Genomic DNA, 19,766 nt, shown 5'->3' on the forward strand with positions numbered 1-19,766 from the left:
CAACCGGGCGCCTCGATGCGCGTCAGTGCGTACGACGAGATCGGACGTGACGGAGGCAGGATGCCTTACTCGGTTTACCTGGTGGTGCCAGCGGTGGTCGGCGGCTTGCTGGTGGCCGGCGCGATGTTCTTGCTGACTCGCGGCCGGCTGAGCGGACGGAACGCGAAACTGGCCGCCGCGACCGCCGGGCTGGCCTGGGCGCTGGGGTGGTACTTCACGGCGTTGATGGTGCTGTTCGGCGTAGCCGTCGCGGCTGCGGGCTACGGCTTCGCGCGCCTCTTCATCCGCGCAGAGCAGGCCATGGTGGCGGCTTTCGGTGCGTACGTCGTGTTCATGGGCGGTGCTGGTTACGTGCTCTACGTCGGTCTCAACGGCATGGGCTGAGCCCCGAGCTCCGACGAACGAATCCCGCGGCCGTCGACACCGCGGACGAAAGTCCCTCCGCGAAAGCGGCGACCGCTTCCCGCCGGGATCGCCCAGGGGCTCAGCGCCCGGCCTCGCCGAGGTCGATCCGCGGGCGAGTGCGCACGGTGCCGAACAGGAGGGCCTGTCCGGTGGCCGCCATGTGCTCGGAGATCACCTGCTGGGTCTTGACCGGGTCGCCGGATTCGATCGCGGTGACGATCTCCAGATGCCGTCCGGCGCTCATGTTCGACAGTGCCCGTTCGAGGCCGCGGTACATGATGCACATCCGGATCGCGCCTTCGAGCAGTTTCCAGGACCGCACCAGCGCGTCGTTGTCGGTGAGTTCGACGAGCAGTTCGTGGAACGCGAGGTCGGCCTCGATCTGCGCCTCCAGCGACACCCGTTCGGCGCGGGCCATGGCGTCGACGGCTTTGCGCAGCTTGGCGCAATGCTCCTCGCGGTAGTAGCTCGAGGCCAGCGTCTCGCCCGCGAGCGCCTCCAGCGCGGCGCGGACGGTGAAGGTGTTGATGATGTCCTTCTCGTTGATCGAGCGGACCGTGACGCGGCCCCGCTCGCCGTAGGAGACCAGGCCTTCCTGCTGCAGTTCGCGCAGTGCCTCGCGCAGGGTGCCCCGGCTGATCCCGAGCTGCTCCGACACCTGGACCTCGCCGAGGTGGCTGCCGGGCGGGAACTGGCCGGTGGTGATCGCCTCGCGCAGCGTGTCGACCGCCATCTGGCGCAGGTTGCGGCCGGGTTGGCTGGCCGAAGCCGGACGGCTCACCACGCGTCTCCTCCCTGACTCGACGTCAGCACCGTTCGTAGTCGTTGAGCAACTGTACCTTCGCCGCGCTCGGCGACCGGTCGTCGAAGACGTACCCGAGCCATTCCCGCACGAGCCTGCGGGCGAGTTCGAGGCCGACGACGCGCTGGCCCAGCGCGAGAACCTGGCAGTTGTTGGACAGCACTGAGCGTTCCGCGGAGAACGAATCGTGCGCGGTGGCCGCGCGGACCCCGGGCACCTTGTTCGCCGAAAGCGCCATCCCGATCCCGGTGCCGCACACCAGCACCGCGCGGTCGACCGTGCCCGCCCGGATCGCCTCCCCCGCGGCGAGCCCGATCTCCGGGTACGGCCGGTGCTCGTCCTCGGCGCCGCGGTGCACGCCGAGGTCGAGCACCTCCGACACCCGCGGGTCCGCGCGCAGGTCGCGGGCGAGCTGTTCCTTGTAGTCCAGGCCGGCGTCGTCGCAGCCGACCGCGATCCGGTAGGTCATCGGGTCCCTTCTCCACTGTCTTCCGAGCTTTCCGAGAGGGCGCGCACGATCAGCGCCAGGGAGACCGCGCCGGCGTCCGGAGTGCCGACGCTGCGTTCGGCCAGCGGGCGCGCCCGGCCCTTCTTCGGGGTCAGCGCGGCGGTATCGCGCGCGGCTGCTTCCGCGACCGCGGCCGCCTCCGCCCACGACTTCCCCGCCGTCAGCGCGGCGCGGAACGGTTCGAGCGCATCGACCATCGTCTTGTCCCCCGGTTCGGCACCGCCGAGCGTCGCGACGCGGTCGGCGAACGCGTCGACGACAACCCGGACATCGACGACACCCGATTCCGCGCCGATGACTTCTCCCGCCGCGCGCAGCCCCGCACCCCAGAGAACGCCCGACGTGCCGCCGGCTCGAGCCGCCCACTCGTCACCGGCGGCCGCGAGGCAATCGCCCGCGCCGGCGCCGTGGCGCCAGGCGGACTCAGCGCCCGCGACAGCCGCGTCGATGCCGCGGACCATGCCGCGGCCATGGTCGCCGTCCCCCGCGACGGCGTCGATGGCGCCCAGCTCGTTTTCGGCTTCGTGCAAGGCTTTCCGCACCGTGCGCAGGCCGTCCAGCACCGCTTCGGCGAGCTTTCGGGACGCTGGCGCGGCGGCGTAGCTCGGCGCGGCGAGTTCTGCTGCGGCGTCGTGCACCGGAGCGGCTGCTGGCTCGGGCCGGGGTTCGCCGCGGCGGAAGGCGGGAGTGGCGGCGGGCGCGCTCCACCAGCGTTCCAATTCCTCGTCGAGCCAGGTCACGGTCAGCGAAACGCCTGCCATGTCGAGACTGGTCACCAATTCGCCGACTTCCGGGAGCACCGGCGTGTGCCCGGATTCCCGCAGCCGCGCGGCGATCCGCGTCCACAGCACGAACAGTTCCTCGTGCTTGACCGATCCAAGACCGTTGAGCACCACCGCGACGCGCTCTCCCGCGCCGTCCGGCTTCTCGGCGAGGAGCCGGCTGACGAAGTCCTCAGCCAGTTCGGCGGCGGACGGGAGCGGGAGGTCGCGCAGACCGGGTTCGCCGTGGATGCCGAGGCCGAGACCCATCTGTCCGTCCGGGACGGTGAACAAGGGGGCGCCGGCACCGGGGAACGTGCAGCCGGAGAACGCGGTCCCGATCGTGCGGGTCGCCGCGTTGGCTTTGCGCCCGGCGCGGACGACCTCGTCGAGATCCAGGCCCTCTTCGGCAGCCGCGCCGAGGATTTTGAAGACCACGAAGTCGCCGGCGATCCCGCGCCGCTGCCCCGCTTGTTCCGGCGGTGCGCTGGCGATGTCGTCGGTGACCACCACGTGGTCCGCGCGGATCCCGCGCGCCCGCAGCGATTCCGCGGCGAGACCGAAATTGAGCACGTCGCCGGCGTAGTTGCCGTAGCTGAACACCACTCCGGCGCCGGAATCCGCCGCGGCCGCCACCGCGCAGGCGTCCTGCGCGGAAGGCGAGGTGAAGAGGTTCCCGCTCACCGCGCCGTCGGCGAAGCCCGGCCCGATCACCCCGTAGAACGCCGGATAGTGCCCGGAGCCGCCGCCCGGAAGCACCGCGACTTTCGGCCGGGCCGGCCGGTCCGCGCGCACCGCGCCGCCGGGCACCCGGCGCACCGCGTCCGCGTGCAGCTCGCAGAACCCGGCGAGCGCGTCCTCGGCGAACGCCGCCGGATCGTCGTACAGATAGGTCATCGCGTGTGCTCCGTCCTCATCGGACTTGTCAGTGGAGGTACGAGCCGCCGTTGATGTCGATCGTGGTGCCCTGCAGGTATCCGGCGTCGTCGGAGGCGAGCCAGGCGATCACGCCGGCGACGTCGTCCACAGTGGCCTGCCGGCCGAGCGGGACGCTGCTGGTGATCGCGGCTTCCAGCTCGGCGGTGGTCGATCCGGCCCGGATGTCGGTCTCCACCGCGCCGGGCGCGACCGCGTTCACCGTCACCCCGGCGTCGCCCAGTTCTCGCGCCAGCGACTTGGTGAAGCCGAGGATCGCGGCCTTCGCGGTGCTGTACGGCGTGCGGCCGAACACGCCGCCGCCCTGCTGCGCCGACACCGAGGACATGGTCACGATCCGCCCCCAGCCCGCCTCGATCAGGTCGGGCAGGAACGCTTTCGTCACGAGGTACGTGCCGGTCGCGTTGACCGCCAGCACCTTGTTCCACAGGTCGAGCGTCGTCTCCAGGAACGGCACCGGCGAGGTGATGCCCGCGATGTTGACCACCGCGCCCACTCCGGGGAGCCGGCCCGCCTCGACCTCGGCCCGCACGGCCGAGTAGGCGGCGAGCACAGAGGCTTCGTCGGCGACGTCGACGCCGTGCGAGAAGGCGGTCGCGCCGGTCGCCGCGAGGTCGTCGGCCACCTCCTTGGCGGCGGGCTCGTCGAGGTCGAGCACGACGACCGCCCAGCCGTCCCGGGCGAAGCGGGCGGCGGTGGCCCGGCCGATTCCGCGGGGCGCGCCGGCTCCGGTGATCACGGCGGTGCGACGGATTCCGGTCATGTCGTTGTCTCCTTGGGGAATCAGAGGGTGGCGAGGTAAGCGGCGGCCTTCACCGCGGCGGCGGGACGTTCTTCGTCGGCGACGTCCCGCGTTTCGAGTTCGAGCGAGCTGTGGCCGCGATAGCCGGTGGCGCGCAGCGCGGCGAACGTCGCGGCGAAATCCACGTCGCCGTTGCCGATGCTGAGGTTGATCTGCCCGGGCGTCGCGTCGCGCAGGTGGACGTGCGCGATCCGGCCGGCGAACCGGTGCGCGAACGCGGCCGGGTCGCCTCCGGACGCGACGACATGGCTGGTGTCGAGGACCAGCCCGACCGCCGGGTCGAGCCGGGCGACCAGCTGCCGGGCGAGGTCGACGGTGTGGCAGAGCCGGTACAGATGCGGCGCTTCGCACCACAGCTCCAGTCCGCGGTCCGCGGCCAGCGCGGCCGCCCGGCCCAGCTGATCGGCGACGAGGTCCAGATCGGCCTCCAGGCTCGTCACGGGCTCGTGCGACAGCGCGCCGCACGGCAGCACGAGCGCCCGCGCGCCGCATTCGGCGGTCAGATCGAGCAGCCGCCGCAGGTGGGCCGCGCGGGCTTCCTCCTCCGCCGGGACGAGCGGACGGTTCAGGTCGCCGATGTCGCCGTTGACCGAGCGCACGGCCAGCCCGGACGCGCGCACCTGCCCGGCGACCGAGCGCACCGCCGCGTCGGTGAGGTCGTAGGGCACGTGGTCGCAGACCCCGGGCAGCGCGCCGAGGTCGATCTCGGCGAAGCCGCAGTCCGCGACGACCGCGAGCGCGGCGGGCAGAGGCAGGTGCCGGAAGCTGATCGTGGAGCAGCCCGGCACGGGGAGGCATTCCATGGTCGGCAATGTTAACAGAGAAGTGTCAACAGGCAAGGCGATCGCGATTGATCAGGTATTACAAGGGATTTTCTCCGACATTCACTGTTGACAGAGCAGACACCAGAGCGCACGATACGCTCCATTGTTGACAGCCAGGCAGCTCGATTACCGTCGAGGCGGCCGCTGGAAGAGAGAGGCGATCGACATGCGCAGCGAAGCGCTCACCATGCGGGGACCGGTGCACGGCACCGCGGACGCCCGCCGGGTGGCCTGGGGCTCCACTGCCGGGGCCGTGATCGAGAGCTACGACTTCATCGGATTCGGCACCGCCGCGGCGCTCTACCTCGGCCACGCCTTCTTCCCCGGCGCGTCGCCGGTCGCCGGCACGCTGTCGGCCTTCGCGACCCTCGGCGTCGGATTCATCGCCCGGCCGCTCGGCGGGGTCGTCGGCGGGCACCTCGGCGACCGGATCGGCCGCAAGCCGGTGCTGGTGGCGTCGCTGATCGTGATGGGACTCGCGACCTTCGCCATCGGCCTGCTGCCGACCTACGCGACGGCGGGCGTGCTCGCGCCGATCCTGCTGGTGACCGTCCGGATCGTCCAGGGCCTCGCGTACGGCGCCGAGTGGAGCGGCGCGATCCTGATGACCTACGAGCACGCGCCCTGGCTGCGCAAGGGTGCGTTCACCGGCATCGTGCAGTCCGGGTTTCCGATCGGGCTGCTGCTGGCGAACCTGGTGTTCCTCGTGTCGGTGAACCTGCCCGGCGACTGGGCGTGGCGGGTGCCGTTCCTGGCCAGTCTGGTGCTGGTGATCGTCGGCCTGATCATGCGGGCGAAGGTGCCGGAATCGCCGGTCTTCCAGGACGTGCGCGACAGCGGCGACCTCGTGAAGGCCCCGATCGCGGCCGTGCTGCGCGACGACTGGCGCACCGTGGCGCGCGGCATCGGGCTGCGGATCGCGGAAACGGCGGGCTACGCGGTTTCGATCACCTACCTGGTCTCCTACCTGAAGTCGGAAAAGCTCGCCAGCAGCGGGGAAACGATCCTGGCCCTGTGCATCGCCTCGGCGATCGGCATCGCCGCGACCGTCGGCTGGGGCGCTCTCACCGACCGGATCGGCCGCCGCACGGTGTACGTCGGGGTGACGCTGTTCGCCGCCCTGTGGGCGATCCCGATGTTCCTGCTCGTCAACACCGGCACGCTGGTCGCGGTCGTGTGCACCGTGGTGGTCTCCTACGGCGTCTGCCAGAACGCGCTCGCCGGCTCGCAGGGCGCGTGGTTCCCGGAACTGTTCCAGGCGGGCACCCGTTCTTCCGGCGCCTCGCTCGCCTACCAGATCTCGGCGATGATCTCCGGCCTCACCCCGTTCGTCACGACGTTGCTGTTCCTCGGCATGGGCTGGCTCGGGCCGGCGCTGCTGTTCCTCGCCTTCTCGCTGCTCGGACTCGTCTCGGCGCTGCTGACCCGGGAAACCTGGGGCCGCGCGGAACGCGAGGCGGCCCGCGCGGCCGCCTCGAATTCCGAACCGGCTGCCCAGCACGCCGCCTGAACCCCCGCCGCCGAAAGGAAAACACCGTGAGTCTTGACCTGATGACGCCGCCGGCGTTCCGGCAACGGCTGGAGGCGTGCGCGGAATCGGCGTACCGCATCCGGATGGGCGTCCTCGACGAGGGCGAGGCGCAGGGCGAAGGCTACGTCGGGCAGGCGCTCGGCGCGGCCGACCTCCTCGCCGTGCTCTACCGGGACGTCCTGCGTTTCGACCCGGCGGATCCGGAGTGGCCGGACCGCGACCGGTTCCTCTTGTCCGTCGGCCACTACGCCCTGCTGCTTTACTCCGCGCTCGCCGAAGCCGGGGTGATCCCCCGCGAAGAACTGGCGACCTACGCCGCGGACGGCTCCCGCCTGCCGATGTCGGCGATGTCCACCTACACCCCCGGCGCCGAGATCTCCGGCGGCTCGCTGGGCCACGGCCTGGGGCTCGCCGTCGGGATGTGCCTCGGACTGCGTGCGCAAGGCCGGACCGGGCAACGGGTCTTCACGCTCTTCAGCGACGGCGAGCTCAACGAAGGATCGACGTGGGAGGCCGCGATGAGCGCGGCGCGGTGGCAACTCGGCAATCTCGTCGCCTTCGTCGACATGAACGGACTGCAAGCGGACGGACCGACCCGCGACGTGCTCGCCCTCGACCGGCAAGAAGACCGCTGGCGCGCTTTCGGCTGGCAGGTGCGGCGGGTCGACGGCAACGATCTCGAAGCGCTCCTCCGCGCGGTCGACGAGGCGACCGGCCGTGCGTCGGCTGTCGGGCAGCCGCACCTCGTCATCTGCGACACCGTGGTCGGCAAAGGCGTTCCGCTGCTCGAAGGACGGGAAAAACTCCATTTCATGAAGATCGCCGCCGACGAATGGCCCGTGTGCAAACAGCAGCTGACCGCCGGACACGAAAAGAGGACCAGCCGATGACCGCCGTCCAGCCGCGGCGTTCGGCCGCGATGATCGCGTCGATCGCCGATCCCGGCGTGCGCACTACGCGGGCGCCGTTCGGCGACGCGCTCGTCAAGGCGGCCGAAGCGGACCAGCGGATCGTCGGACTCGCCGCGGATCTGGCCAAATACACCGACATGCACGTGTTCGCCCGCGCGTTCCCGGACCGGTTCTTCCAGATGGGCATGGCCGAGCAGGTGATGATGGCCGCCGCCGCGGGGATGGCGGAAGTCGGCCAGATCCCGTTCGCCGCCACGTATTCGGTGTTCGCCACCCGGCGCGCCTACGACTTCCTGTGCCTCGACATGGCCGAACCGGGGCTCAACGTCAACATCGTCGCCGCGCTGCCCGGGCTCACCACCGGCTACGGCCCGAGCCACCAGGCGACCGAGGACGTCGCGATCCTGCGCGGAATGCCCGGACTGACCATTGTGGACCCGTGCGACGCCGTGGACATCGAGCAGGCCGTGCCCCAGCTCGCCGCGGCCCCCGGCCCGAGCTACACCCGGCTGCTGCGCGGCGCGGTGCCGCGGATCCTCGACGACTACGACTACTCCTTCGAACTCGGCAAAGCGAAACTGGTCCGCCCCGGCGACGACGCCGTGTTCGTCTCCTCCGGCCTGATGACCATGCGCGGTCTCCTCGCCGCCGAACGACTGGCCGAACAGGGAATCGACGTGGCAGTCGTGCACTGCGCGACGCTCAAACCGTTCGACGAGGACACAGTGCTCGCCCACGTCGCCGACGATCGTCCCGTCTTCACCCTCGAAAACCACAGCGTGATCGGCGGCCTTTTCGAAACCGTGGCCGCCGCGCTCGCCCGGCGCGGCGGTTCCGGCAAGAAGATCGTGCCGATCGCCCTGCCGGACGAATTCCTGGCCGCCGGAGCACTCCCGACGCTGCACGACCGCTACGGCCTGTCGGCGAACCGCGTGGCCGACCGGGTCCGGGAAGAACTGTCCGCGACGCCGGGCTGACGCACGGGAGCCGCTCTTGCCCCGATGCGGGCAAGAGCGGCCGGGGCCCGAATCCTCCGGCACCACAGCCTCGGCACTCGGCAAGCACCGAACGTGATCGAGCCGCTACAGCGGCGCAGCGGAACGCGCAGCGACCGTGCTGAGGAAGCGGGCCAGCACGCATCTGCCGCATACCACCGGATTCGAGGTCACCCAGCCGCGGACCGGTCGTCACGCACTGTTCGCACCCCCGAGAACCGGACCAGCAGCCACTGCCTGCACAGCCAAAGATCGCGGTCCGCACTCGCATAGCCCGGGCACGCCTGGGTATCCCCCCGATCAACCGCAGTTTCCCGGTGACGGTCAGGAGGCCTCCATGCTCGCGCTGCTCGGTCTGCTTCTGGTGATCTGGCTGGTGTGCATCGTGCTCGGGGTGGTGATCAAGGGCCTGTTCTGGCTCATCATCGTGGGCGCGGTGCTGTTCCTGGCGACCGCCGCGGTCGGGTTCGTGAAACGGGAGGCGCTCGGCCGGGGCCGCTAGCCGGCACCCACCCGGTTGAAACCCGCGCCGGGAGAGACGATCGCAACACCCGTCGCGGCTCTCCCCGGCTTAGGCTGAGTCCATGGCCGACACGACACCCCCGACTCCGCAGGAAGCGTTCGACCTGCTGATGGCAGGCAACCACCGCTTCGTCACCAGCGCACCGGAACACCCCAACCAGGACGCCGCCCGGCGCGCCGCGATCGCGCCGGACCAGAGCCCGTTCGCGGTCCTGTTCGGCTGCTCCGACTCCCGCCTCGCCGCGGAAATCATCTTCGACCGCGGTCTCGGCGACCTGTTCGTCGTGCGCACCGCGGGCCAGGTGATCGGCGGGGAGGTCGTCGGCAGCATCGAGTACGGCGTCGACCTGCTGAACTGCCCGCTCGTCGTCGTGCTCGGCCACGACTCCTGCGGGGCCGTCGGCGCGGCCCGCGCGGCGCTCGAAGACGGGCTCGCGCCCGTGGGCTACGTCCGCGACGTCGTCGAGAAGGTCACGCCCAGCGTCCTCGCCGCGCGGGCCGCGGGGCGGGTCGAACCGGACGAGATCCTCGCCGAACACGTCAAGCACACCGTCGACCTGCTGCTGGACCGCTCCCGCGTGCTCGCCGACCGCGTCGCGGACGGCCGGGCCGCCGTCGTCGGCCTCCGCTACCGGCTGGCCGACGGCAGCGCCGAAGTCGTGACCGCGCACGGCATCGACGTCCCCACCGCCAACTCGGCGGCCTGATCCGCCCGGCTTTCGCAGAAGTCCGTGAGGGGGACCCGGATTCCCTGAACTGCGCCCCGGGAGTTGGACTGGGAATCCAGTTCCGGCTGTCCGGGGAGTGGTTCGTTGCATCCACGCAGTTCGTTGTCTGAGTGGCAGCGGGCGTCCGCTGTTGCGTTGTTCGAGGACGGGTATGGCGCGAAGGCCGTGGCGTCCCGGTTGGGGGTGTCGGCGGGTGCCGTGCGACGCTTGCGTGATCGTTGGAGGCTGCGGAGCGCGGGAGCGCTGATGAACAAGCCAGGCAGGCGGTCGTTCGGGTTCGAGTTCAAGCTGGAGGTCGTGCGCCGGTATGTCGGCGGCGAGGCGACCGCGGCCGAGCTGGCGCGCGAGCACGGCCTGTCCTCGCCCAAACTCGTGGAGAACTGGGCGCGGGCGTATCGGCGCGAGGGCGAGGACGCGTTGCGGCCCAAGCCGAAAGGCCGTCCGCCCGGTGTCGCGGACTCGCCGGGTCCCGGCGAGCTGGAGCGGTTGCGGGCGGAGAACCTGCGGCTGTCGGCGGAGAACGCCTACCTAAAAAAATTGCGGGCCTTGAGGGAGCAGGGGCGAGGGTGAAAACCCAGGCCGTCGCCGCCCTCAAGGCCGACTATCCGCTGCCGGTGCTGCTGGCGGTCGCGGGCCTGGCCCGGTCGACGTTCTTCTACCACCAGGCCCGCCTGGACCGGCCCGACCCGCACGCCGGGCTCAAGGCCGCGATCGCCGAGGCGTTCGAGGCCGCCCGCGGCCGCTACGGGCACCGGCGGATCCACGCGGTCCTGGCCCGCGACGGCTGGCGGGTGGCGAAGAAAACCGTGCGCACGCTGATGAACGCCCTCGGCCTGGCCTGCCAGGTCCGGCGGCCGCGCCGGTGCCGGTCCTGGCCCGGGCGGCCCGGCACGACCGCGCCGAACCTGCTCAACCGCCAGTTCAACGCCGACGCCCCGGACACCACATGGGTCACCGACGTGACCGAGTTCCGCATCCGCGACCGCAAGCTCTACCTCTCGCCCGTGATCGACCTGTTCGACCGGTCCGTGGTCGCCTACGCCTGCGGCCCGTCCCCGACGCTGGAGCTGACGAACTCCTCGCTGCGCGCCGCGATCGCGACCCTGCCCGCCGGAGCCCGCCCGCTGGTGCACTCCGACCAGGGCTTCCAATACCAGCACGCCTCCTGGCGCACCCTGCTCGCCGACGCCGGCCTGACCCAGTCGATGTCCCGCCGCGCCACCTGCCTGGACAACGCCGTCGCCGAGAACTTCTTCGGCCACCTCAAAGAAGAACTCTTCCACCACAACACGTTCGACACCGTCGACACGTTCACCACGGCACTGCACGACTACATCGACTGGTACAACACCACCCGCATCTCCACCACCCTCGGCGACCTCAGCCCAGCCGAATACCGAGCCCAGACCCTCGCCGCCTAACCTCTACATAACCAGTCCAACTTCCGGGGCCCAGTTCATTCCCTCGGGGTTCCCCTCACGGACCTCCACCGCGCCGGGGAAACCCCAGCAGGGCCCGCGGACACTCCGTTTCCGCCGAGGCCGAAGCTACGCGGGCGTCCAGTTCCGGCCGGTCTCGATCAGCAGTTTCCGCATCGCCGATCCGGCGGGGGAAAGCCGTTCCCCGCGCCGGTGGGCGAGCACGATCCGGCGGCTCGGCGGGCGCGGCGAGATGGCGGCGAGGACCCGGATGTCGTTGCGCAGGCTGTAAAGCGACAGCCGGGGCACCAGCGCGATGCCCATGCCGACCGCGACCATCGCCTGTGCTTCCTGGTAGCTGCGCGCTTCGAAGCTGACGATCGGGTCGAAGCCCGCCGCCTCGCAGGCCGCGTTGAGCAGCGCCAGGACGTTGGGCGAGGTGCGGATGATCCACGGCTCGTGCCGGAGCTCTTCCATCCGGACCGACGACCGCTCGGCCAGAGGGTGGCTGGACGGCACTAGCAGCACGTTCGGATCGCGGAAGATCAGTTCGCTCGTCAGGCTTTTCCCGGGCTCGTCGGCGGGCCGCTCGCGGTCCCAGGTGATGGCCAGTTCGATCTCGCGCGATTCGAGGAGATGTTCGAGGCCGGAGAGCTGGGCGCTGTGGACGCGCAGGTCCACGCCGGGATGATGCTCGCGGAACGCGGAGATCGCCGTCGGCAGGAACGATTCGGTCACCGTCGGGACCGTGCCGAGCCGCAGCGTCCCGGTGTTGAGCCCGGCGAGGTCGCGCAGTTCCTCGTGGGCCGCTGACACGATCCGCTCGATCTTCTCCGCGTGGCGCACCACGGCGCGGCCGGCCTCGGTGAGCGTCACGCCCCGCGGCCGGCGCTCGATCAGCGGTTGCCCCGCCTCGTCCTCCAGCTGCCCGATCTGCTGGGAAACCGCGGAAACCGTGTAGCTGAGGCTCTCCGCCGCCGCGGTCAGCGAGCCCGCGCGGGAAACCTCGACCAGCACGAGCATCCGCCGGATGTCCATCCTCATCCCGACAGCCTACAGCTCAGCTTAAGCCACCTTGAGCAACTTTAGCTGGTTTGAACCGACGCGGTGTCGCACGCTTGCTCGGGAAGCCAGCAACCAAAGGAGTTCGAGGTGGATCCCACAGCGGGCACAGTCGACTTGCCGGGCGCGTGGATGCGGGGCGGCACCAGCAAATGCTGGATCTTCGCCGCGGACGCGGTGGCGGCCTTGCCGCTCGATCTCGACGTCGTGCTGGCGAACGCTTTCGGCTCGGGCGATCTCCGGCAGATCGACGGGGTCGGCGGAGCGACGTCGACCACGTCGAAGGCCGCGGTCGTCTCCCGTTCGACGAGTCCGGGCGCCGACGTCGACTACCTCTTCGGCCAGGTGGGGATCGCCGAACGGGGCGTCGAATGGGGCAGCAACTGCGGGAACTGCGCCACCGCCGTCGGCCTTTACGCGGTGCAGGAAGGACTTGTCGCGGTCGAGGGCGACGTGACGACCGTGCGGCTGCGCAATCTCAACACCGGCGCCATCCTGCAGACCGCGGTCGCCACCCCGGGCGGCCGTGCGCCGCGGACCGGCGAGGCCCTCGTGCCGGGCGTCGAATCGGGCGGCGTGGACGTGGAACTCGCGTTCCGCGGGCCGTTCGATCTCGACCGTTCGTTCCCGACTCGCCGCCCCAGTCAGATCGTCAGCGCGGGCGGAACGACCGCCGAGGCGAGCCTTGTCGCCGCCGGAGCGCCCGCGATCCTGATCGACGCACCCAGCGTGGCGATGACCGCCACCGAGAACGCCGACGAGATCGCCGAGCGGCTGCCCATGCTGACCGCCTTCCGTGCGGAAGGCGCGGTCCGGCACGGGTTGGTGCCGCCCGGCGGACCGGTGCCTCATGCGGTGCCGAAGACCGGCGTGGTCGGCCCCGCGGCGGACTACCGGACTGCCAGCGGGAAGCTGGTCCGGGCGCAGGATTACGACATCGCGGTGCGCATGCTCTCCATGCACGCCGCGCACCCCGCGATCGGGCTGACCTCGGCCGTGGCGGTGGCGGTCGCGGCCGCGAGGCGCGGGAGCGTCGTGCACGCACGCGTCGGGGACGACCGCCAGTCGTTGCGGATCGGGACCCTCGCCGGCGTGGTCGAGGTCGCGTGGAACCGCTCCTCCCCTCGGGAGGTCGAAGCGGTTTCGTTGCGCCGAGCGGCCCGAAGGCTCGCGACGGCCGTCGTGCACATCCCGATCTCGGACCGTCCGCGCCCGGCGCGGCGCCAACCCGACGTTCATCCCCCTGCCACTGCCGAACTCGCGGTGTCACTCTGAAAGGCGCGCCCGCGGCCGCCTGCCCGTTCGATCCCGCCACCGGGACGCCACGTCTATCAAGGAGGATAGAAGTGCTCACGCCCTTCACGACGGCCGCCCGCCTGGACCGTCTCCCGATCACCAGAGCCCACAAATTCGCCCTGGCCACGCTGGCCTTCGTGTTCCTGTTCGAGTTCGGCGACCTCAACACCTTCGCCTACGTCGCGCCGGCGCTGGTCAAGCACCTCGGCTTCTCCGTCGGGGACATCGCGGTCGTCACCTCGGCGGCGTTCCTGGGCATGGCGGTCGGCGCGGCGTTCGGCGGGCGGGTCTCGGACCTCATCGGCCGCAAACGGGCCCTGCTCTGTTCGACCTCGTTGTTCTCGCTGTTCTCCTTGGTCAACGCGGCCGGGGTCAACGTGCCGACCTTCGTCGTCTTCCGCTTTCTGACCGGAGTCGGCCTGTCGGCGATGGTCGTTGCCGCGACCACCTACATCTCCGAGGTCATGCCCGCCGCGCGACGCGGCCGGATGCAGTCGGCCGTGATGGCCGTCGGTCTCGCCGGCATCCCGTTCATGTCGTTCTCGGCGCGCGGCATCGTCCCGCTGGGATCCGGTGCCTGGCGGCTGGTCTTCGTTCTCGGCTCGGCCGCGTTGCTGGCCATTCCCGCGCTCGCGGCGCTGCCCGAAAGCCCCCGCTGGCTCGTCCACAAGGGCCGGCAGCCCGCGGCCGAGGCCGTCCTCGAGAAGCTGGAGCAGCGGGCCGGGCCGCTGCCTCCGCTCGCCGAAGTCCCGGCCGGGCCGAGTACTCCGGCGAGCCCCGGCGGCTACCGGCAGCTGTTCAAGAGCCCGTACGGCCGCACCACCTTGTTCCTCGCGGTCGTCTGGATTTTCCAGACCCTCGGCTTCTACGGTTTCGTCGCCTGGGTGCCCACTCTCCTGACGCAGCACGGCTTCAGCGTGGCCAAATCGCTCGGGTTCTCCGCCCTCACCACGATCGGCGCGGTCCCCGGCGCACTGCTCGCCTGGCCGGTGACCGACCGGCTCGGACGCAAGCTTCCGCTCGTGATCGCGGCCCTGGCCACCGCGGCGAGCGGGCTGGCCTACGGCCTGACCTTCAACCCGGTGGCGATCGTTGTCTTCGGATTCTGCGTCAATCTCCTGATCCAGACCTTCGCCACGCTTCTCTACGCCTACAGCCCCGAGCTTTTCCCCACCGGACTGCGCAACGCCGGCCACGGGCTGGTGTACGGAACCGGGCGCCTGGCGAACATCTTCGGCCCGATGCTCGTCGCGTCCATCTTCGCCGGGCTCGGGTACCAGGCGGTGTTCGTGTACATCGCGGCCTGCTGGCTGATCGTCGCGCTGGCGATCGCGATCTTCGGGCCGCACACCGGAAAACGCCCATTGGAAACACTGTCCGCGCGGACCGGAGCCCCCAGCGAACCCGCCTCGGCAGTGCCGGAAAACCCGGTGCGCGCCACCGATAACGCCGAAGGGACCCTTCGTTGAACCCGTCTGCCGAAACCGCGAACCCGGGAAAAGCCGCTGACGTCATCGTCGTCGGCGGCGGCAACGCGGCTTTCACCGCCGCGCACGCCGCCGCGGTGCGAGGCCGCCGGGTGCTGGTTCTCGAGAAAGCTCCGCGCGAGCAGTTCGGCGGAAACAGCTACTACACGGCGGGAGCCACCCGGATCGCCCACCGCGGCCTCGAGGATCTCCTCGACTTCATCGAGCCGGACGAGCGGCATTCCACCACCCGCGTGCCCCCGTATTCGCCGGACGACTACGCCCGGGACCTCGCGAAGGTCACGAACGGCCGCAACGACCCCGGACTCACCGAGGCGCTGGTCAACGAGGCCGCGTCCGGGCTGCGCTGGCTGCACTCGCTCGGCTTGAAGTACCGGCTGATGTACGAGCGGCAAGCCTACGAGCGTGCCGATGGCACCTACTTGTTCTGGGGCGGTCTGCACGTCGGAAACGTCGGCGGCGGGGCAGGACTCATGCACGACCATGTCCGGGTCGCGGACCGGCTCGGCACGGAAGTCCGCTACGGACAGGACGTCTTCGACCTGCTGACCGAAAACGGTGCCGTCACCGGAGTGAAAGTCCGGCAGGGCGACGGTGTTGTCCACGAACTGCGCTCGGATTCGGTCGTCCTCGCCGCGGGCGGCTTCGAGGCGAACCGGGAGCTGCGGCGGGCACATCTCGGCCCGGGCTGGGAAAACGCCAAGGTCCGGGGAACGCCCTTCAATACCGGCCAGATGATCACCGCCGCGCTCTCGCTCGGAGCGGCCAAGGGCGGGGACTGGCAGTCGTGTCACTCGACCCAGTGGGACGCCTTCACACCCGGCAACGAATCGAATCGCGAGCTGACCAACCGGCTCACGCGGCAGAGCTATCCGCTCGGCATCATCGTCAACCGCGACGGAGAACGGTTCCTGGACGAAGGCGCGGACTTCCGGAACTACACCTATGCCAAGTACGGCAAGGAAATCCTCGAACAACCCGGCTCCGTCGCGTATCAGATCTTCGACGCCTGCCTCCGCCCGATGCTGCGCTCCGAGGAATACGACATGCCGGGCGTCTCCGTCGCGAGCGCCGGCAGCGTCGAAGAACTGGCCGAACGGATCGGCGTCAATCCCGAACGACTCGCCAAGACCGTCAACGACTACAACCGCTCGATCGACGTCTCGATCCCGTTCGACCCCAACGTCAAAGACGGCCGCCGAGCCGACACGAGGCCGCCGAAAAGCAACTGGGCGACGCCGCTCACCACCGGTCCCTTCTACGCGTACGCGGTGACCTGCGGCATCACTTTCACCTTCGGCGGCCTGAGCTGCGACCCGCACGGCCGGGTCCTCGACGACCGCGGCCGCGCCCTGCCCGGGCTCTACGCCTGCGGCGAGATGCTCGGCGGCCTCTTCTCCGGCAACTACCCCGGCGGCTCAGGCCTGGCGGCCGGGGTCGTCTTCGGCCGCCGCGCGGGCTCGCTGGCCTGACGCCCGCGGCACCAGCTCGGAGAAGTCCGCGACCAGGCGTCGCGGCAAGTCGGACGTGGTCGGCGGAGACTGGTCGGCTACCGTTCCGGACCCGCTTCCCGGACGGCGTGTTCCAGCAGGGCGAGCGCCCGTTCGATGTCCTTGCGGTCGGCTTCGCCCAGGCTGGCGAGGAGCGCTTCTTCCCGGGCGAGGTGTCCTTCGAGAACCCGGTCGATGAGCTTGCGGCCAGCGGCGGTCAGTTCGGCGTAGCTGACCCGGCGGTCGGCCCGGTGGTCGCGGCGGCGGATCAGCCCGTCGCGTTCCAGCGCGTCCAGCCGCCCGGTGAGAGCGCCGGAGGTGACGAGCGCGGAGGCCGCCAGCTCCGACGGCGTCTTCCGGTAGGGGCGTCCGGCGCGGCGCAGGTTGCACAGGATGTCGAACTCGCCCGGGGTCAGGCCGTACGGGGCGAGGTACCCGCGGAGGCCGCCCGCGGCGAGGTCGGCGATCCGGCGGACCCGGCCGAAGACCGCGATCGGCGAGGCGTCCAGGTCCGGGCGCTGGCGCGCCCAGTCCGCCACCACCTGGTCGACCGGGTCCATCGTCATCGGCTCCTTGTCCCGCGGCATGCGGACGGAGCCTAGCCGGTGGCCTACGTCCTAACGAGACTGCGCCGCGGGCTGATCGGCCGCAGCGGGTTTCCCCGCCGGGGCGCGACCGCGGAGCAGCACGACGGCACCGAGCAGCGTGAGCAGCTGCGTAGCGGCCAGAAGCGCGTACCCGGCGGCGAACCCGTGGTCTCCGCCCGCCGCGATCGCCACGCCCATCAGCGTGGGAAGCAGCGCGGACACCAGATTGCCGACCCCGTTGATCACGCCGTAGGCGCTGCCCACGGAGCCCGCCGGCGCGTATTGCTGCACCAGTGTCGGAATCGCCGGGCCCTGCAGGCCCCAGAACGCGTTGGCGAGGATCAGGGTCGCCGCCGCGAGCCAGCGCGAATCGGCGAACGTCACGGTCGTCGCGCACAGCGCGGTGCCGATGCTGCCGATCACCAGCACGAGCGGCACCCGGCGGCCGGGCATCCGGTCGATGAGGTATCCGCCGAGGAAACCCGAACCGAGGCTGACCACGAACGGCAGCGCCGACAGCGCGCTCATCTGCGCCAGCGAGAAATGCCGTGCCTGCAGCAAATACGACGGGAGCCAGGAGGTGCTGCCCCACAGATAGCCGAGCGTGGCCACCTCGATCAGCAGGATCCAGCCGAGCTTGGGCGTGCGCAACGCTCCGGCGAACCGCCGCAGCGCCGGTTCCCGGACCGCTGTCCGGCGCCGCGAGGCTCGGACGAACAGGGCGACCAGCGGCAGGCCGACGACGAGGTTGAGCGCCGCGAGCAGGAGGAACGAGCCGTGCCAGCCGAAGTGCACGAGGGCGAAGGTGATCACCGGGATGCCCAGCGCCGTGCCCAGCGAAACGCCCATCGAACTGACCGCGTTGGGCTTGCCCCATGCGCCTTCGGCGAAATTGTCCTTGACGTACATGGTCTTCAGCGAGAACAGCGGTCCCTCGCTGGCCCCGAGCAGGAACCGCAGCGTCAGCAGCACCAGCGCGCTCCCGGCGTACGGGGACACGAGGGTGAACAGCGCCCAGCACGCCAGGCTGACGATCAATCCGCGCCGGACCCCGAAAACCGCCTCGTACCACGGCGTGATCAGCATGGCCGCGATTCCGTAACCAGCCAGGAACAACGTCATCAACGCACCCTGCGCGGCCCGGTTGCCCGCGATCCCGAAGTGATGCGCGAACGCGGGATCGGTGATCAGCACGGACACGTTGACCCGGTCGATGTAGGAAATCGCCACGACCGCCAGCAGCGCCAGCACGCCCAGCCACGCGGTCAACGGCGCACGCTCTTCTCTCGGCACGGTCACAGCGGTTCCTTTCCGGGCCGGACCATTCGCGAGGCGGGCCCGGACCGCGCGGTCCCGCCGCGCCGCCAGACCAGCCGCCTCGGCCGGCGGGGTCGCCGGAAGTATCTTTGTCCTAAGATGCTTGTGTCAAGCTATCTCGGCAGAGTTCTTTCGGCGGCGGGTTCTGGCGGAAGGTGAGGGCAAGGCGCGGGCCGCAGAGGCAGCACGTGGTCCCGGGTTCGCAGGGGCGGCCTGCCTCGGGATCGCAGGATGGCAGCTGGCCCCCGCCCGCAGGACGACAGCCACCCCTGGTTCACAAGGCGGCAACTGGTCACGGATTCGCAGCGGCGGCCGGTCTCGGGATCGCGGGCGGCAACTGGCCCCGCTCGCACGACGGTAGCTGCTCCCCGGCCCGCAACACGGCAGCTGCTCCCCGGCCCGCAAGACCGCAGCTGGCCCCAGCCCGCACGGCAGCTGGTCCCGCATTCGCTCGCCGCCGCCTTCCCCGCCTGGCTCTAGGCGGGATTCCGAGAGTCCTCCGGCACGTCGACGAGCCCGAAGGCTGCTGCTCGACGCACTCCCCCGAGGCCGAAAACGGGGAAGGGCCGAGCCCGCAGGCCCAGCCCTTCCCCTCCGATCACCGGCAGACCGGTGCCCTTAGCCGCCGAACAGTCAGCCCCACACCGGTTCGCTCGCCGGGGCGAGCAGGTCGCTGACGTCGCCGGACAGGTCCTCTCCCGGCATGCCGCGCCGGAACAACCGGCCGGGTGCGCCGCCGCTCGTGGAGACGCCTGCCAGTTCCGCCCAGTCTCCGCGCACGCGCAGCCACGTGCCCTCGCGCAGGCCGAGCACCGGAATGTCGTTGCACTCGTGGAATTCCGCTAGCCGCTTCTCCCGAGTCTCGCCCATGTGCGTGCTGCCCGGGTCGGGGTCGACGTAGTGCGGGTTGAGCTGGAACGGCACCAGGCCCAGCGAGGTCAGGCTCGGCGGCTCCACGATCGGCATGTCGTTGGTGGTGCGCACCGTCGGGCCGGCGATATTGGTGCCCGCGCTGGCCCCGAGGTAAGGCATCCCCTCGGAAACCCTGTCCCGCAACGGTTCCAGCAGCCGCTGGCGGTACAGTTCGGCCAGCAGGCGGAAGGTGTTGCCGCCGCCGGTGTAGACCGCCGGGGCCGAGCGCACCGCGGCGACCGGGTCGTCGGCGGTGTGCAGCCCGCGCACCCGCATCCCGAGCGGCGCGAGCGCGGCCGCGATGCGCTCGGTGTAGCCGTCGTGGTCGGCCAGCGCGAACGGCACGAACACCAGCTCGGTGCGCCCGTCCAGCACCTCGGCCATCGCGTCCAGCGCGTGTTCCAGCGCGCCGCGGCCGTGGTTGGTCGAATTGGACAGCAACAGCAAGTCAGTCACACGATTCTCCTTGGTC

The 19,766-nt window shown here is 70.7% G+C and carries 20 protein-coding genes and 1 pseudogene; 12 read left to right on the top strand and 9 right to left on the bottom strand.

Annotation, left to right across the window (positions count from 1 at the left end; all coding sequences use genetic code 11):
• Nucleotides 1–60: 60 nt before the first annotated feature.
• Nucleotides 61–384 carry a hypothetical protein gene (locus tag ATK30_RS44265; RefSeq protein WP_143271496.1) on the top strand — a complete coding sequence of 108 codons (324 nt, stop codon included), beginning with the start codon at nucleotides 61–63 and terminating at the stop codon, nucleotides 382–384.
• Between the two features lie 100 nt (nucleotides 385–484).
• Here ATK30_RS44265 and ATK30_RS44270 read toward each other — a convergent pair whose 3' ends face one another.
• Genes ATK30_RS44270 through ATK30_RS44290 form a run of 5 tightly spaced genes read right to left on the bottom strand, consistent with a single transcriptional unit; the run spans nucleotide 485 to nucleotide 5,017 of the window.
• Nucleotides 485–1,186: a GntR family transcriptional regulator gene (locus ATK30_RS44270; RefSeq protein WP_244194910.1), complete on the bottom strand. Its 702-nt coding sequence runs from the start codon at nucleotides 1,184–1,186 to the stop codon at nucleotides 485–487.
• Between the two features lie 25 nt (nucleotides 1,187–1,211).
• The gene (locus tag ATK30_RS44275; RefSeq protein WP_101440605.1) at nucleotides 1,212–1,676 is read right to left on the bottom strand and encodes a ribose-5-phosphate isomerase; all 465 of its coding nucleotides are present in this window, start codon (nucleotides 1,674–1,676) and stop codon (nucleotides 1,212–1,214) included.
• Nucleotides 1,673–3,373 carry a dihydroxyacetone kinase family protein gene (locus ATK30_RS44280; protein WP_101440606.1) on the bottom strand — a complete coding sequence of 567 codons (1,701 nt, stop codon included), beginning with the start codon at nucleotides 3,371–3,373 and terminating at the stop codon, nucleotides 1,673–1,675. The genes ATK30_RS44275 and ATK30_RS44280 overlap by 4 nt, the downstream gene beginning before the upstream one ends.
• A gap of 28 nt (nucleotides 3,374–3,401) precedes the next feature.
• Nucleotides 3,402–4,175 (bottom strand): SDR family NAD(P)-dependent oxidoreductase, encoded by a 774-nt coding sequence (locus ATK30_RS44285; protein WP_101440607.1) that lies wholly within the window; start codon nucleotides 4,173–4,175, stop codon nucleotides 3,402–3,404.
• A 20-nt stretch (nucleotides 4,176–4,195) separates the two neighbouring features.
• The gene (locus tag ATK30_RS44290) at nucleotides 4,196–5,017 is read right to left on the bottom strand and encodes a sugar phosphate isomerase/epimerase family protein (protein WP_101440608.1); all 822 of its coding nucleotides are present in this window, start codon (nucleotides 5,015–5,017) and stop codon (nucleotides 4,196–4,198) included.
• 127 nt (nucleotides 5,018–5,144) lie between these two features.
• Between ATK30_RS44290 and ATK30_RS44295 the strand changes: the two genes are divergently transcribed.
• The 8 genes and pseudogenes from ATK30_RS44295 to ATK30_RS44315 all read left to right on the top strand — a co-directional run bounded on the left by ATK30_RS44295 (nucleotide 5,145) and on the right by ATK30_RS44315 (nucleotide 11,146).
• A complete protein-coding gene (locus ATK30_RS44295; protein WP_244194911.1) occupies nucleotides 5,145–6,548 on the top strand; it encodes an MFS transporter in 1,404 nt (467 codons plus the stop codon).
• A 26-nt stretch (nucleotides 6,549–6,574) separates the two neighbouring features.
• Nucleotides 6,575–7,459 carry a transketolase gene (locus ATK30_RS44300; protein WP_312878715.1) on the top strand — a complete coding sequence of 295 codons (885 nt, stop codon included), beginning with the start codon at nucleotides 6,575–6,577 and terminating at the stop codon, nucleotides 7,457–7,459.
• Nucleotides 7,456–8,457: a transketolase family protein gene (locus tag ATK30_RS44305; protein ID WP_101440611.1), complete on the top strand. Its 1,002-nt coding sequence runs from the start codon at nucleotides 7,456–7,458 to the stop codon at nucleotides 8,455–8,457. Before ATK30_RS44300 ends, ATK30_RS44305 begins: the two co-directional genes overlap by 4 nt.
• 355 nt (nucleotides 8,458–8,812) lie before the next feature.
• Nucleotides 8,813–8,977 carry a hypothetical protein gene (locus tag ATK30_RS45500; RefSeq protein WP_167442116.1) on the top strand — a complete coding sequence of 55 codons (165 nt, stop codon included), beginning with the start codon at nucleotides 8,813–8,815 and terminating at the stop codon, nucleotides 8,975–8,977.
• Between the two features lie 82 nt (nucleotides 8,978–9,059).
• Nucleotides 9,060–9,704 carry a carbonic anhydrase gene (locus ATK30_RS44310; protein ID WP_101440612.1) on the top strand — a complete coding sequence of 215 codons (645 nt, stop codon included), beginning with the start codon at nucleotides 9,060–9,062 and terminating at the stop codon, nucleotides 9,702–9,704.
• Between the two features lie 123 nt (nucleotides 9,705–9,827).
• Nucleotides 9,828–9,938 (top strand): annotated as a pseudogene (locus ATK30_RS47850) (helix-turn-helix domain-containing protein); the annotation flags it as partial.
• A gap of 33 nt (nucleotides 9,939–9,971) precedes the next feature.
• The gene (locus ATK30_RS46775) at nucleotides 9,972–10,295 is read left to right on the top strand and encodes a helix-turn-helix domain-containing protein (protein ID WP_101438641.1); all 324 of its coding nucleotides are present in this window, start codon (nucleotides 9,972–9,974) and stop codon (nucleotides 10,293–10,295) included.
• Nucleotides 10,292–11,146 carry an IS3 family transposase gene (locus ATK30_RS44315; RefSeq protein ID WP_244194528.1) on the top strand — a complete coding sequence of 285 codons (855 nt, stop codon included), beginning with the start codon at nucleotides 10,292–10,294 and terminating at the stop codon, nucleotides 11,144–11,146. The genes ATK30_RS46775 and ATK30_RS44315 overlap by 4 nt, the downstream gene beginning before the upstream one ends.
• 126 nt (nucleotides 11,147–11,272) lie before the next feature.
• On the opposite strand, the gene ATK30_RS44320 is transcribed toward ATK30_RS44315, so the two are convergent.
• Nucleotides 11,273–12,187 (bottom strand): LysR family transcriptional regulator, encoded by a 915-nt coding sequence (locus ATK30_RS44320; RefSeq protein WP_101440613.1) that lies wholly within the window; start codon nucleotides 12,185–12,187, stop codon nucleotides 11,273–11,275.
• Between the two features lie 108 nt (nucleotides 12,188–12,295).
• On the opposite strand from ATK30_RS44320, the gene ATK30_RS44325 reads away from it, so the two are divergent.
• The 3 genes from ATK30_RS44325 to tcuA all read left to right on the top strand — a co-directional run bounded on the left by ATK30_RS44325 (nucleotide 12,296) and on the right by tcuA (nucleotide 16,460).
• Entirely contained in the window at nucleotides 12,296–13,480 is a 1,185-nt protein-coding gene (locus tag ATK30_RS44325; RefSeq protein ID WP_208637591.1) for a PrpF domain-containing protein, read from the top strand.
• 71 nt (nucleotides 13,481–13,551) lie between these two features.
• Nucleotides 13,552–14,970, top strand: coding sequence for an MFS transporter (locus tag ATK30_RS44330; protein WP_101440614.1), 1,419 nt, complete (start codon nucleotides 13,552–13,554; stop codon nucleotides 14,968–14,970).
• Complete coding sequence (tcuA, locus tag ATK30_RS44335) at nucleotides 14,967–16,460, top strand: FAD-dependent tricarballylate dehydrogenase TcuA (protein WP_101440615.1); 1,494 nt, start codon at nucleotides 14,967–14,969, stop codon at nucleotides 16,458–16,460. The genes ATK30_RS44330 and tcuA overlap by 4 nt, the downstream gene beginning before the upstream one ends.
• A gap of 77 nt (nucleotides 16,461–16,537) precedes the next feature.
• Here the strand turns inward: tcuA and ATK30_RS44340 are convergent, their stop codons facing one another.
• From ATK30_RS44340 to pepE, 3 genes are all read right to left on the bottom strand, one after another.
• On the bottom strand, nucleotides 16,538–17,065 hold the full coding sequence (locus ATK30_RS44340; RefSeq protein WP_244194912.1) for a MarR family winged helix-turn-helix transcriptional regulator: 528 nt from the start codon (nucleotides 17,063–17,065) through the stop codon (nucleotides 16,538–16,540).
• 30 nt (nucleotides 17,066–17,095) lie between these two features.
• Nucleotides 17,096–18,364, bottom strand: coding sequence for an MFS transporter (locus ATK30_RS44345; protein ID WP_208637592.1), 1,269 nt, complete (start codon nucleotides 18,362–18,364; stop codon nucleotides 17,096–17,098).
• Nucleotides 18,365–19,015: 651 nt separating this feature from the next.
• Nucleotides 19,016–19,750 carry a dipeptidase PepE gene (gene pepE / locus ATK30_RS44350; protein WP_101440617.1) on the bottom strand — a complete coding sequence of 245 codons (735 nt, stop codon included), beginning with the start codon at nucleotides 19,748–19,750 and terminating at the stop codon, nucleotides 19,016–19,018.
• Nucleotides 19,751–19,766 lie beyond the last annotated feature (16 nt).

Source organism: Amycolatopsis echigonensis, assembly GCF_002846615.1.
Classification (GTDB): domain Bacteria; phylum Actinomycetota; class Actinomycetes; order Mycobacteriales; family Pseudonocardiaceae; genus Amycolatopsis; species Amycolatopsis echigonensis.

Bases quoted from the DNA above. Each gene is read 5' to 3' on its own strand.
- ATK30_RS44265 (WP_143271496.1), top strand. From the start codon at position 61: ATGCCTTACTCGGTTTACCTGGTGGTGCCAGCGGTGGTCGGCGGCTTG.
- ATK30_RS44275 (WP_101440605.1), bottom strand. From the start codon at position 1,676: ATGACCTACCGGATCGCGGTCGGCTGCGACGACGCCGGCCTGGACTAC.
- ATK30_RS44280 (WP_101440606.1), bottom strand. From the start codon at position 3,373: ATGACCTATCTGTACGACGATCCGGCGGCGTTCGCCGAGGACGCGCTC.
- ATK30_RS44285 (WP_101440607.1), bottom strand. From the start codon at position 4,175: ATGACCGGAATCCGTCGCACCGCCGTGATCACCGGAGCCGGCGCGCCC.
- ATK30_RS44290 (WP_101440608.1), bottom strand. From the start codon at position 5,017: ATGGAATGCCTCCCCGTGCCGGGCTGCTCCACGATCAGCTTCCGGCAC.
- ATK30_RS44305 (WP_101440611.1), top strand. From the start codon at position 7,456: ATGACCGCCGTCCAGCCGCGGCGTTCGGCCGCGATGATCGCGTCGATC.
- ATK30_RS45500 (WP_167442116.1), top strand. From the start codon at position 8,813: ATGCTCGCGCTGCTCGGTCTGCTTCTGGTGATCTGGCTGGTGTGCATC.
- ATK30_RS44310 (WP_101440612.1), top strand. From the start codon at position 9,060: ATGGCCGACACGACACCCCCGACTCCGCAGGAAGCGTTCGACCTGCTG.
- ATK30_RS46775 (WP_101438641.1), top strand. From the start codon at position 9,972: ATGAACAAGCCAGGCAGGCGGTCGTTCGGGTTCGAGTTCAAGCTGGAG.
- ATK30_RS44320 (WP_101440613.1), bottom strand. From the start codon at position 12,187: ATGAGGATGGACATCCGGCGGATGCTCGTGCTGGTCGAGGTTTCCCGC.
- ATK30_RS44340 (WP_244194912.1), bottom strand. From the start codon at position 17,065: ATGCCGCGGGACAAGGAGCCGATGACGATGGACCCGGTCGACCAGGTG.